Origin of the sequence: Bifidobacterium pullorum subsp. gallinarum (assembly GCF_000741215.1) — a bacterium.
Lineage (GTDB): Bacteria > Actinomycetota > Actinomycetes > Actinomycetales > Bifidobacteriaceae > Bifidobacterium > Bifidobacterium pullorum_B.
The window spans coordinates 191,820-204,242 of sequence record NZ_JGYX01000002.1 but is presented as its reverse complement, the minus strand read 5'-3'; the positions used below and the strand labels follow the sequence as shown (position 1 = coordinate 204,242).

The following is a 12,423-nucleotide window of genomic DNA, read 5'->3' as shown; positions in this document are numbered from 1 at the left end:
AATCTTGGCAATCGGCACGGCACGGCAACGCCGTACGGCAACGCGGTGCAATAACGCGGCGTCAGGAGTGCGGGGCCTCGTCCACCTGCGGCGCGCCGTTGATGTCCCGGTGGATGTTCTGCATCTGCACCTCGATGTTCTGCAGGCTGCGCGCGCAGTCCAGCAGCGTCTGCGAATGCTCGCTCAGCTTGACGTCCGGCAGGTCGGTCTTATACCGCAGCGCGTGCTCCAGGCTGGCCCAGTAATCCATCGCGATGGTGCGGAACTGCACTTCCACCGGGGTGTAGTGCGCGCCGGACGAGAGAAACACCGGCACCGCGTAGATGACGTGCAGGCTGCGGTACCCGTTCTGCTTGGGGTTCTTGATGTAGTCCTTGACACGCAGCACCTGGATGTCCGACTGCGCGGACAGGTAGTTGGACACCGAGTACACGTCGTCGCGGTAGTTGCAGATCACGCGCACGCCGGCCACGTCGAAGAGATTGTCCTTGATGGATTCCACCGTCTTCGGCAGTTCGCGGCGCTCGAGCTTGCCCAGGATCGAGGAGATCGACTTGAGACGGCGCTCGATGTGGTGCACCGGGTTGTGCGAGAACCGCACCTGGAACTCCTCGTCGAGCACCTCCAGCTTGGTGCTGATCTCATACATCGCCCCCTCGTAGACCTGCATGAGATTGACGAATTCGGTGATCTGGTCCACGGGGAATTGCCCGTCGCCGAAGTTCGTCGCCTTCAGGCGCGCCTCGAGTTCGGCGGAGTTCAATCGGCTGTGTCGGTCAAGTATCACGGTCACCATCATAGCCCCGTCCGTCAATCCGAGCTCTCGGTTAGCATGGGGTTTCATGGATGAAGCGATGATGACCGAGGCGGAGCGCGCCTCGAAGCAGGCCGATGCCGCCGACCCGCGTGTGTCGGCCGGCGAGCGCGGCAAAGGCGTGTATGCCATTCACACACTCGGCTGCCAGATGAACGTGCACGATTCCGAGCGCATCGCCGGCGTGCTGGAGCAGGATGGCTATGTGCCGGCCACCGAGCAGCAGGTGGCCGACAAGGACGTGGATCTGATTGTGCTCAACACCTGCGCCGTGCGCGAGAACGCGGCGGAACGCATGTACGGCACGGTGGGGCTATGGGCGGAACTGACCCGCCGCAACCCGCGTTTGCAGATCGCCGTGGGCGGGTGCATGGCCCAGCTGGATCGTGAGCGGATCGCCCGGCGCGCCCCGTGGGTCGCCGCCGTGTTCGGCACCAAGAACATCGGTTCGCTGCCGCGTCTGCTCGACCAGCATCGCGCCACCGGCGAGCCGCAGGTGGAGGTCGTCGACAAACTCGACTATTTCCCGAGCCAGTTGCCGGCCGTGCGCGCCTCGAAGGTGTCGAGCTGGGTGTCGATCTCGGTGGGGTGCAACAACACCTGCACGTTCTGCATCGTGCCGACGACGCGCGGCAAGGAGCACGACCGCCGCCCCGGCGACATCCTCGACGAGGTGCGCCGCTGTGTGGAGCAGGGCGCCAAGGAGGTCACGCTGCTGGGGCAGAACGTGAACTCGTTCGGCTACGGCATCGGCGACCGGTACGCGTTCTCCAAGCTGCTGCGCGCCTGCGGCACGATCGAGGGGTTGGAGCGCGTCCGGTTCACCTCGCCGCATCCGGCCGCGTTCACCGACGACGTGATCGCCGCGATGGCGCAGACCCCGAATGTCATGCACCAGCTGCACATGCCGTTGCAGTCCGGTTCCGACCGCATCCTGCGTGCCATGCGCCGCTCCTACCGCACGGCGAAGTTCATGGATATCCTGCGCAAGGTGCGCGAGGCGATGCCCGATGCGCAGATCTCCACCGACATCATCGTCGGGTTCCCGGGGGAGACCGAGGAGGACTTCGAGGAGACGATGCGGATCGTGGAGGAGGCCCGGTTCTCGTCGGCGTTCACGTTCGAGTACTCGCCGCGCCCGGGCACGCCCGCGGCCGCGATGGAACAGGTGCCCAAGGACGTGGTGCAGGAGCGGTTCGAACGCCTGGTCGCACTGCAGGAGCGCATCACCGAGGAGGAGATGGCCAAGTTCGAGGGACGCGACGTGGAGGTGATGATCACCGGCACCCATGGCAAGAAGGACGCCGCCACGCATCGCGTGACCGGCCGTGAGCGGACGGGCGTGCTGGTGCATGTCGGCGTGCCCGAAGGCGAGCCGATGCCCGAGGTCGGCGATTTCGTGACCGCCACGGTCACCCATGCCGCCCGGCACAATCTGATTGCCGATCCCAATCCGAAAGCCGGCCAGACCTACCATGTGCGCCACTGACCGCCCCCGCGTCGTCTCGATCGTCGGCCCCACCGCCTCCGGCAAGACAGGCCTGGGCATCGCCATCGCGCGGGCCCTCGCCGAACGCGGCGAACGGGCCGAAATCGTCAACGCGGACGCCTACCAGATGTACCGCGGCATGGATATCGGCACGGCGAAGCCCTCACCGGAGGAACTGGCGGCGGTGCCGCACCATCTCATCGATATCGTCGACCCCGACGACGCGATGAGCGTGGCACGGTTCCAGACGCTGGCCCGCGATTGCATCGCCGATCTGCAATCCCGCGGCATCCGCCCGATCCTGGTGGGTGGTTCCGGACTGTACGCGCGCGCCGCGATCGACGACATCTCGTTCCCCGGCACCGACCCCGACGTGCGGGCGCAGCTGGAGCATCGCGCCGAAACCGAAGGGCCGGGGATCCTGTTCGAGGAGCTCAGGGCCAAGGATCCGGTGGCGGCCTCCCGCATGGATCCGCGCAACCCGCGCCGCACGATCCGCGCGCTGGAGGTCATCGCGATCACCGGCCGCCCGTACTCGGCGAGCCTGCCGCGGTACCGGTATGTGATTCCGAGCGTGCAGATCGGCCTGGATCTGCCCCGCGAGGAGCTGGATCGGCGCATCGACCTGCGGACCGCACGGATGCGCGAGGACGGGTTCGTGGATGAGGTGCGGCGTCTGCGGCCGCGACTGGGGGCGACCGCCTCCCGCGCCCTCGGCTACCAGCAGGTAATCGACGCGCTGGACGGCCTGTGGAGCGAGAACGAGGCGTTCGCTGACATCGCTCAGAAGACCAAGCGGCTGGCCCGCAAGCAGATGGGATGGTTCGGACGTGATCCGCGCATTCATTGGCTGCGCGCGCAGAACCCGGATCTGGTGTCCAACGCGATGGCCGTCGTTGACCACGCCGATGCGGGCGACTACGACGCCATCGACGCCCAGGCCGACGCGTACACGCAGCACCATCTCGGCGACATCGCCGCCTGATGCTCCGCTGATACCTGCCAAGAAGGGGCGATAGCGTCATCGTCGTGCGACTCCGGCACGCGTCGACGCGCGGCGGAGTCGCACGACGGCGAACGAACGGGGATTCAGTGGGCGGGGCCCTGATCCCAACCGGCGATGAGGAACACGCGCGTCGGGTTCGCCGGTCTGACCATCAGATCGAACATGCGTTCGAAGCCCGTGGTCTGGCCGCGGTAGGCGTCGTGCTTGGCCGTCCGGTACAGTTCGCGGTCCACCGGGCCCCAGTCCAGATCCCATCCGGCATCGTGCGCGAGCCGCGAGGCGAAGATGCGCAGCGTCATCGCGTTGCCGCCCTTGAACGGGTGCAGGTAGCCCAGCTCGTCGTAGATGTGGGCCAGCTGCCGGATGAAATCGCCGCGGTCCAGGTTGCGCAGGTTTCGTTTGTCCGCCAGCTCGGTGGCGATGTTCAACGCCCCGGTTTCGATGAGATTGGCGGGGAAGAACGCCTCTGGATTCTTCGCGCGCGCCCGGTCCTCGGTGTCCTCCCGTGTGGTGTCGCGGGTACGCAGCCGTCCGGCGTCGTTGAACACCCCCTCGAAGAGTCCCCGGTGGATGGCCCGCAACTCGTCCAGGTCGGTGGTGGCCGGCCAACGGCGTTCGGCCAGCACGATCGTACGCACGAACACCGCGCTGCTGCGGTCGTCGTCCGCATCGTCGAGCAATCGGGAGACGTCGATATCCCCGTACTCGTATCGCGCCGTCACCCGCATCGTCGCGTCGCTCGGCGCCATTGAATCCAACGCGCAGTTCTTCAGTGCAAATGCGACTGCGCTCGCACGTTCCGCTGGAGTCATACTCCGATGATAGCGGCGCGGGCGCGGAATCATGCGTCCTGCGTCGTGTGTCGCGAATCTGCGCGGATGGGGTGCGCGTTGACGGTTCCCGTCCGGCGGCGACCGTGCCGGGTTGTACAATCTGTTGCGTTATGGCACGAACCAATTCCTCCTCTCAAACCACCAAGCGCGCCAAGGGTCGGAACGGTCGCGCGGCCCAGTCGCAGCCGCCTGCGGAGCCGGTATGGAAACGCGTCCTGTTGGCGGTGCCCCGGGGCATGGGCTCCGCGGTCCGCTCGCTGACCGGCGTCGGCGAATACGATCCCGCTTACCGCCGTGATGGCCTGTGCTTCCTCATGCTGGTGCTGGCCGTGTGCTTCTGCGCCTCCGAATGGTTCCGGGTCAACGGGCCCCTGGGGGTGTTCCTCCACGCCGTGGCTTCGGGCCTGTTCGGCGTGATGAGCGTGGTGGTGCCGGTGGTGCTGGTGATCGTGGCGGTCCGTCTGATGCGCAACTCCGGCAAGGATTCGGGCAATCCGCGTGTGCTGGCCGGCTGGGTGCTGCTGATGTGGTCGATCTGTTCGATCATCGATGTGGCGCTGATCGCCGACGTGCCCGGATTCAACATCGGCGCGATACAGAGCGCCGGCGGCCTGCTCGGTTTCGTCCTCGGATCCCCCCTGGCTTGGGGTCTGTCCGAGGCGTTCGCGATCGCGGTGTTCGTGATCGTGGGCCTGTTCTCGTTGCTGCTGATCACCCGTACGCATGTCACCGATGTGCCGCAGCGGGTTGGATCCGTGATGGACAGGGTCCGCGGCAATCAGCAGGCGGACGAGCGACCGCAGTTCCCGAACGAGGTGCGTGTGGGGGATGGCACGTTGTCGTTCGCCGAAGGGGTTCCCTCGCATGACGGCGACGATGACGGTACCGATGGCTCCCGGTCCGTCAGGAAGGGCTGGTTCTCCCGATTGTTCTCCAAGGCGTCGGGCAAGCGCACGGATCGCACGCTGGAACGGTACGAGGGCGACGATCCGTTCGACCATGCGGCCAGTCGCCATGGGGACGCCGCCGAGACCCGCGTGCTGGGCGCGCCCGCGTCGGACGGCGCGCGCACGGTGTCGTCCGCAGGCAGGGCCGCGGACGAAACGGCGGTGATGATGAACTCGAATCATGCGCCGGTGGATGCCACGCATGTGCTGCCGGTCGACGACATGACACGTCCGTTGTCCGAATCCGACCCGTGGGCCTCAATCGGGGAGGACGGCGAGATGACCGTGGACCCGCAGACCGGCGAGATCGCCGACGAGCCGGCGGCGGGCGACGACGGCGCCCCGGCGGCGCAGAACGCCCCGTACCGTCTGCCCGATCTGAACCTGCTGGCCAAGGGGCAGCCGCATGCGGCGCGCACCCCGGCCAACGACCGGGTGATCCAGGCGTTGACCTCCACGTTCCAGCAGTTCAACGTGGACGCCAAGGTCGTCGGGTTCCTGCGCGGACCTTCCGTGACCCAGTACGAGGTGGAGCTCGGGTCCGGCGTGAAGGTCGAGAAGGTCACGAACCTGCAGAAGAACATCGCGTACGCCGTGGCGAGCTCGGATGTGCGCATCCTGTCGCCGATTCCGGGCAAGTCGGCGATCGGCATCGAGATCCCGAATGCCGATCGCGAGATCGTGCACCTGGGCGACGTACTGCGCTCCGACAACGCCGTCAACGACCCGAACCCGATGCTGGCGGGCATCGGCAAGGACGTCGAGGGCCATTTCGTGACCGCCGACCTGACCAAGATGCCGCACCTGCTGGTCGCCGGCGCCACCGGTTCGGGCAAGTCGAGCTTCGTCAACTCGATGCTCACCTCGATCATCATGCGCGCCACCCCAGAACAGGTGCGCATGATCCTGGTCGATCCCAAGCGCGTGGAGCTCTCCGCCTATGCCGGCATCCCGCATCTGCTCACCCCGATCATCACCGATCCGAAGAAGGCCGCGCAGGCGTTGGAGTGGGTGGTCAAGGAGATGGACGCCCGGTACTCCGATCTGGAGTTCTTCGGGTTCCGCCACGTCAAGGATTTCAACGAGGCCGTGAGGGCCGGCAAGGTGCATGCCCCCGCCGGTTCGAACCGCAAGGTCGCCCCGTACCCGTACCTGCTGGTGGTGGTCGACGAGATGGCCGACCTGATGATGGTGGCCAAGAACGATGTGGAGAGCTCGATCCAGCGCATCACCCAGTTGGCGCGAGCTGCGGGCGTGCATCTGGTGCTGGCCACGCAGCGTCCGTCGGTGGACGTGGTGACCGGCCTGATCAAGGCGAACATCCCCTCGCGTCTGGCGTTCGCCACGTCATCGGCCACCGATTCCCGCGTCATCCTGGATACGGTGGGTGCCGAGACGCTGATCGGCCAGGGCGATGCCCTGTTCCTGCCGATGGGTTCGGCCAAGCCGATCCGCGTGCAGGGCTCGTGGGTGTCGGAGTCGGAGATCCGCAAGGCCGTGGAATACGTGCGCACGCAGCGCAAGCCGCACTACCGTGAGGATATCGAGCAGATGGCCAAGGACGCCGAGAAGCACGCCCTGGAGCCGGATGAGGAGATCGGCGACGACATGGATGTGCTGCTGCAGGCCGCCGAGCTGGTGGTCACCACGCAGTTCGGCTCGACCTCCATGCTCCAGCGCAAGCTGCGCGTCGGGTTCGCCAAGGCGGGGCGCCTGATGGACCTGCTGGAATCACGCGGCGTCGTCGGTCCCTCGGAGGGCTCGAAGGCCCGCCAGGTGCTGGTGCAGCCGCAGGACCTGCCCGCGGTGCTGGCGTTCATCCGCGGCGAAACCGACAGCCTGACCTCCAGCGCGCCGACGCAGGACGCCCTGTCCATGTGACGGGTGGCGTTGCGATGTGTCGGATTCGAATACGGCGGCGTACACAAGAACAGGATTCGGGGTACAGTGAAGAGTATGCAGAAAACCGATGAACAGACCGCGAACTCGTTGCTCGACGGTTGGAACGCGCCGCCGAACCTGGTCACCTATGCGCGCATCGCGCTGGTGGTGGTGTTCCTGGTGCTTGACATCATGGCGGGGCCGTACGGCGTGGACAATCCGACGCTGCGCTGGGTGGCGGCCATCATCTTCATCATCGCCGCATCCACCGATAAGATCGACGGCTGGATGGCCCGCAAGTACAATCAGGTGACCGAGATGGGCAAGCTGATGGACCCGATCGCGGACAAGCTGCTCACCTGCGGCGCGCTGGTCGTGGCCGCGGCGTTCGGCGAGTTCGGCAACGTGGTGTGGGGCTGGGTCATCGTGGCGCTGTTCCTCATCCGGGAACTCGGCATCACGGTCATGCGCTTCTTCGTCATGGAACAGCCCGGCGGCAAGGTGATCGCCGCCGCCTGGCCGGGCAAGCTCAAGACCGTGTTCCAGTGCGTGGGCCTGTCCCTGCTGCTGGTGCCGCTGTGGACGCTCGCGCCCGGCACCGGGCCGAATCCGTGGTGGCTGACGGCGTACACGTGGCTCACGCAGATCGTGATCTACGTGGCGCTGGTGCTATGCCTGTATTCCGGCGCCATCTACCTGATCAACACCTTCCGCAAGCCTGCCGCATGAGCGGGAGCCTGTCCGCGGGGGAGATCCGGCGCCGCTGCGACGCGTTGGCGCAGGCGGTGCTGGGATGGTGCGGGTCTCGCGGCATGCGCATCGCCGCGGCCGAGTCGCTGACCGGGGGATTGCTGGCCGACGCGTTCGTGCGCATCCCCGGTGCCTCGCGCGTGTTCCTCGGTTCGGCGGTGACCTATGACATCGCGGCCAAGGCGTCCGTGTTGGGGGTCGACGCCGACCTGCTGCGGCGTGAGGGAGCCGTGCACCCGGATGTGGCTAGGCAGATGGCCCTCGGCACGGCCCGGCTGTACGATCAGCCGGCGTATGGGGGACGGGTCATCGGATTGTCCACCACCGGTGTGGCCGGTCCGGGGCCGGACGGGGACAAGCCCGCCGGACTGGTGTATGCGGGGTTTTCGGTACCATCGTTCGATGCCGGGGACGGCCCGCGGACCACGACGTCGGTGCGGTTGATGCTCTCGGGCGACCGCGAGCGGATCCGGTTGCTGACGGTGTTGCGCGTTCTGGAAAATGTGAGCGGATTCACAGTGGATTCACAGGAATAATCCCGCGTCTGCGGTGTTGTTCGTAGTGGTATGGATGAACGACGCCGAGCCGAAAGGGATGACGTGATGGAATCGATGACTGTGACCCGCGAGCGAGTCGAACGGGCGGGTATGACCGCCGCCCCGGCCAAGGCAACCGGGGCGCGCATGCGCGACCTGACTCCCGCGCAGCGGCGTGCCGTGATGTTCGCGCAGCAGCAGGTGATCAAGGCCCGTGCCGCCAAGAAGGCCAAGGAGGAGCGGCAGGCCGCCCTGGAGCGGATGTGGCAGCAGGAGGATTTCGCCGAACGCACGCGCGGCCATACCGGCCGTGCCGTGGAGGCGGCGCCCGAAGCCAAGGAGGTGTCGCTGCGCGAGGCCATCGGCTATGTGCTGCGTGACCTGCGCACCCGCGACCACAAGACGTTGCGCGAGGTCAGCGAGAAGGCCGGCGTATCGCTGGGGTACCTGTCCGAGGTCGAACGCGGGCAGAAGGAGGCCAGCTCGGAGCTGCTGGGGTCGATCGCCCTGTCGCTGGGCGTCAAGCCCTCGCAGATGCTGCGGCTGGTGGCCGATTACCTGGACTCGTTGGAGGACTAAAGGACAGGGGCTTCGGGATATCGTTGCGATGACGGCGTGGCGGGCGGTCCGGTGGCCGCCCGCCACGCCGTTTGCGATGGTTCGGTGCCGCTGCGGATGCGGGCGTCGGGGGTGGCGTGCGCGGGTCGCCGGGCTGCGGGGGGGTACGGTGTCGGGATGTGTGTACACTGGCGGTCATGCGAGAACGCGAATTCTGGGAATTGTTGGAAGAGGTGTTCGGGCGTGGGTACGGGCGCAGTCTTTCCGTCGATCAGCGATTGACCGCGTTGGACAACATGACGGTGGTGGAGGCCCTGGCTGCCGGGGTGGAGCCCCGTGTGGTGTGGAACGTGCTGTGCGATCAGATGGATGTGCCGGATTCGCGCCGATGGGGTGCCGATCATAACGCGCCGCCCATGCCTGCGGCGTGACATGCCGACGCGTCATTCGAACATTTGTTCGTGTTTGGGGGTATAGTTATCCACAGTTACGGAACGTTGCGCGCATCGTTCGACCACATTGGCCGGTCGACCTTGCGGACGCGGCGCGGACGCCCCTACGGTGGATGGGGACGAAGAGCCGAACATGCTTGAAGGAGGCATCATGGCACAGCAGACGACAGTCGCGGCGAAGGACGCCGCGGACACCGCCAAGGAGGCCCATGCCATCGACCCGCGCCGCAAGGCCGCGTTGGATACGGCGTTGGCGCAGGTGGAGAAGAACTTCGGCAAGGGCTCGGCCATGCGCCTGGGAGACAAGCCCCCGCAGGACGTGGAGGTGATCCCCACCGGTTCGCTGGCATTGGACATGGCGTTGGGCATCGGAGGCCTGCCCAAGGGGCGCATCGTGGAGATCTACGGCCCGGAGTCCTCGGGCAAGACCACGCTGGCGCTGCATGTGGTGGCCAACGCCCAGCGCGAAGGCGGCGTGGCGGCGTTCATCGACGCCGAGCATGCGTTGGATCCCGTGTACGCCAAGAAGCTCGGCGTGGACACCGATTCGCTGATCGTTTCGCAGCCCGACAACGGCGAGCAGGCGCTGGAGATCGCCGATATGCTGATCCGCTCCGGCGCGCTTGACGTCATCGTCATCGATTCGGTGGCCGCACTGGTGCCCAAGGCCGAGATCGAAGGCGAGATGGGAGACAGCCATGTGGGCCTGCAGGCGCGGTTGATGAGCCAGGCGCTGCGCAAGATGACCGGCGCGCTGGCGCAGGCGGGCACCACGGCGATCTTCATCAACCAGCTGAGGGAGAAGATCGGCGTGTTCTTCGGCAATCCCGAAACCACCACCGGCGGCAAGGCATTGAAGTTCTACGCCTCGGTGCGCCTGGACATCCGCCGCGTGCAGACGCTGAAAAGCGGCGACGAGGCCGTGGGCAACCGCACCCGCGTCAAGGTGGTCAAGAACAAGATGGCGCCGCCGTTCAAGTCGGCGGAATTCGACGTGCTGTACGGCGAGGGCATCTCCAAGGAGGGCTCGGTGCTGGATATGGCGTTGCAATGCAACGTGGTGAAGAAATCCGGCTCCTGGTTCACCTATGACGGCGACCAGCTGGGGCAGGGGCGCGAGAACGTGCGCCAGTTCCTCAAGGACAATCCGGCCGTGACCGAGGAGATCGAGAACAAGGTCAAGGCCGCATTCGGCCTGATCGATATGTCCGAGGGCGAGTCGGACGGGGATTCGGCGCAGGATGCTCCGGCCGGTGAGACCGCCAAGCCCGCGAAGGCCTCCAAGACCGCCAAGGCCTGACGGCTGCCGGTGCCATGATCGACGCACAGGAATTCCTGGGACGTGCCGTTGCAGCGGAAACGGTCGGCGCGGCGGAGACGGTGGTCCACGAATCGGATGCCGATGATGTGGACGCCTGCCGTGAGGCGGCGTTGCGCCTGCTGGACGCGGCGCCGCGCGCCTCGGGGGCGTTACGTGAACGCCTGATCGCCAAGGGGTATGCGGACGGCATTGTGGACGAGGTCATCGAACGGCTGACCCGCGTGCATCTGCTGGACGACCGGGCCTATGCCGAGTCGGCCGTCCGCTATTGCACAGGGCGCTGCATGGGGCGCAGGGGCACCGTGATGGAGCTGACCCGCAAGGGCGTGGACCGCGCATTGGCCGAGGCCGTGGCAACCGAAGCCGAGCAGCGCGGCGATTTCGAGGACGCCGCATGGGAGCTGGGGCGTCAATACGCCAGAAAGACCCGCGGTCTCGACGTTGCGGTACGGCGTCGGCGCTTCTGGTCGGCGGGAGGCAGAAAGGGGCACAGCCCGGAAACGCTGCGGCGCGTTGCGGAGGAGCTGCTGAACTGAGTAAAGGTGGGTAAAGAAGCGTGAGGTCTCCGATACCCCGGGTTCTGTCACACCGCATGCGCGGTGCGGATGGCCATCCATCTCGACCTGACGTTGCCGCCAGGCTCCAGCAGCCTACCCGGAGGCTCGGGCGAGCAGCCCTCAAACGCCTCCTGCTTGGCCTTGCTCCCGATGAGGCTTGCCATGCGGCCGACTGTTACCAGCGGCCCGGTGGTCTCTTACACCGCCGTTTCACCCTTACCCGGCCGAAACCGGGCGGTCTGTTCTCTGTTGCGCTAGCTCTCAGGTCACCCTGGGCGGACGTTATCCGCCATCGTGCTCTATGGAGCCCGGAAGTTCCTCAGCCGTGTCGGCGAACCGACACGGCCGCGGCCATCTGGAGACCTCACATCCACCCAAGGATAGCATGGCGCATCGGTCTTCATTATTGGCGAGTTGTTCACCATGTCGCCACGGAACTCGGCTACAATGAGACGTACCCGGATGGCGATGATGCCATTCGGACACATACAGCGGGCACAACCCGCTTGAGCTCAAGGAGGTCCACATGGAAATCGTCGTTACCGGACGTCATACGCAGATCAAGCAAAGGTTCCGTGATGTCGTCGAAAACAAGATGAATCGTGTGACCGCTATCGCCCCGGATGCGGAACGCGTGCAGATCGTCGTCACGCATGAGGGCAACCCGCGTCAGGCCGATACCGCAAAGCGCGTGGAGATCACCGTCATTGCCGGGCGTACCGTGGTGCGCGCCGAGGCGTCGAGCACCGACGAGTACAGCGCCCTGGATATGGCGCTGGACAAGCTGACGCTGCGTCTGCGCCGCACCCGTGACCGCCGCAAGGACCATCGTCGTGGATACACGAACCCGGTGCCCGTGGACATGGGCGTTGTGACCCCCGAACCCGTGGAGGAGGAACCCGTACCGGAGGAGCCGAACAACAGCCCGCAGGCTGCGGTCGCCTCCGATCTGGGCCCCGGCGAATCGGTGGAGGTCCAGGTCGGCGACACCCCGATCGTCATCCGCCGCAAGCTGCATATCGCCGAGCCGATGACCATCGACGAGGCGCTGTATGAGATGGAGCTGATCGGGCACGACTTCTTCCTGTTCGTCAACAAGGACACCAACCGTCCCTCCGTCGTCTACCACCGTCATGGCTGGAGCTATGGCGTGTTCGAGATCGACACCCCGGAGAACGTGGCGAAGGCCGAGTAACGGCGAACGCTTGAACTGAGGATGACGCCCCGCGACACACAGTGCGCGGGGCGTCATCCGTTGTTTGACGCGGAAAATCTGTGC

Annotated in this window: 12 protein-coding genes and 1 other RNA gene; 10 read left to right on the top strand and 3 right to left on the bottom strand. The window is 66.1% G+C overall.

Annotation, left to right across the window (positions count from 1 at the left end):
• Positions 1 to 61 precede the first annotated feature (61 nt).
• A complete protein-coding gene (locus tag BIGA_RS03110; RefSeq protein WP_033506268.1) occupies positions 62 to 796 on the bottom strand; it encodes a GTP pyrophosphokinase in 735 nt (244 codons plus the stop codon).
• A 46-nt stretch (positions 797 to 842) separates the two neighbouring features.
• Here BIGA_RS03110 and miaB point away from each other — a divergent pair, with 46 nt between their 5' ends.
• Together miaB and miaA are read left to right on the top strand one after the other, a co-directional pair.
• Positions 843 to 2,303 (top strand): tRNA (N6-isopentenyl adenosine(37)-C2)-methylthiotransferase MiaB, encoded by a 1,461-nt coding sequence (gene miaB, locus BIGA_RS03105; protein WP_033506016.1) that lies wholly within the window; start codon positions 843 to 845, stop codon positions 2,301 to 2,303.
• Positions 2,290 to 3,288 (top strand): tRNA (adenosine(37)-N6)-dimethylallyltransferase MiaA, encoded by a 999-nt coding sequence (gene miaA, locus BIGA_RS03100; protein WP_033506018.1) that lies wholly within the window; start codon positions 2,290 to 2,292, stop codon positions 3,286 to 3,288. The genes miaB and miaA overlap by 14 nt, the downstream gene beginning before the upstream one ends.
• A 104-nt stretch (positions 3,289 to 3,392) precedes the next feature.
• Here miaA and BIGA_RS03095 read toward each other — a convergent pair whose 3' ends face one another.
• On the bottom strand, positions 3,393 to 4,121 hold the full coding sequence (locus tag BIGA_RS03095; RefSeq protein WP_081885291.1) for a Fic/DOC family protein: 729 nt from the start codon (positions 4,119 to 4,121) through the stop codon (positions 3,393 to 3,395).
• Positions 4,122 to 4,252: 131 nt separating this feature from the next.
• Between BIGA_RS03095 and BIGA_RS03090 the strand changes: the two genes are divergently transcribed.
• From BIGA_RS03090 to BIGA_RS03060, 7 genes are all read left to right on the top strand, one after another.
• Positions 4,253 to 6,970: a DNA translocase FtsK gene (locus tag BIGA_RS03090; protein ID WP_033506021.1), complete on the top strand. Its 2,718-nt coding sequence runs from the start codon at positions 4,253 to 4,255 to the stop codon at positions 6,968 to 6,970.
• A 75-nt stretch (positions 6,971 to 7,045) separates the two neighbouring features.
• A complete protein-coding gene (gene pgsA, locus BIGA_RS03085) occupies positions 7,046 to 7,699 on the top strand; it encodes a CDP-diacylglycerol--glycerol-3-phosphate 3-phosphatidyltransferase (protein ID WP_033506022.1) in 654 nt (217 codons plus the stop codon).
• Positions 7,696 to 8,256: a CinA family protein gene (locus BIGA_RS03080; RefSeq protein ID WP_033506024.1), complete on the top strand. Its 561-nt coding sequence runs from the start codon at positions 7,696 to 7,698 to the stop codon at positions 8,254 to 8,256. Before pgsA ends, BIGA_RS03080 begins: the two co-directional genes overlap by 4 nt.
• Before the next feature lie 66 nt (positions 8,257 to 8,322).
• The gene (locus BIGA_RS03075) at positions 8,323 to 8,835 is read left to right on the top strand and encodes a helix-turn-helix domain-containing protein (RefSeq protein ID WP_033506025.1); all 513 of its coding nucleotides are present in this window, start codon (positions 8,323 to 8,325) and stop codon (positions 8,833 to 8,835) included.
• Between the two features lie 176 nt (positions 8,836 to 9,011).
• Complete coding sequence (locus tag BIGA_RS03070; protein ID WP_033506026.1) at positions 9,012 to 9,245, top strand: DUF3046 domain-containing protein; 234 nt, start codon at positions 9,012 to 9,014, stop codon at positions 9,243 to 9,245.
• 172 nt (positions 9,246 to 9,417) lie between these two features.
• A complete protein-coding gene (recA, locus tag BIGA_RS03065; protein WP_033506027.1) occupies positions 9,418 to 10,566 on the top strand; it encodes a recombinase RecA in 1,149 nt (382 codons plus the stop codon).
• 14 nt (positions 10,567 to 10,580) lie between these two features.
• Positions 10,581 to 11,123: a regulatory protein RecX gene (locus BIGA_RS03060; protein WP_081929387.1), complete on the top strand. Its 543-nt coding sequence runs from the start codon at positions 10,581 to 10,583 to the stop codon at positions 11,121 to 11,123.
• 17 nt (positions 11,124 to 11,140) lie between these two features.
• On the opposite strand, the gene rnpB is transcribed toward BIGA_RS03060, so the two are convergent.
• Positions 11,141 to 11,511, bottom strand: an RNA gene (gene rnpB / locus BIGA_RS08985) — RNase P RNA component class A.
• 159 nt (positions 11,512 to 11,670) lie between these two features.
• Here rnpB and hpf point away from each other — a divergent pair.
• On the top strand, positions 11,671 to 12,339 hold the full coding sequence (gene hpf / locus BIGA_RS03055; protein WP_033506028.1) for a ribosome hibernation-promoting factor, HPF/YfiA family: 669 nt from the start codon (positions 11,671 to 11,673) through the stop codon (positions 12,337 to 12,339).
• Positions 12,340 to 12,423 lie beyond the last annotated feature (84 nt).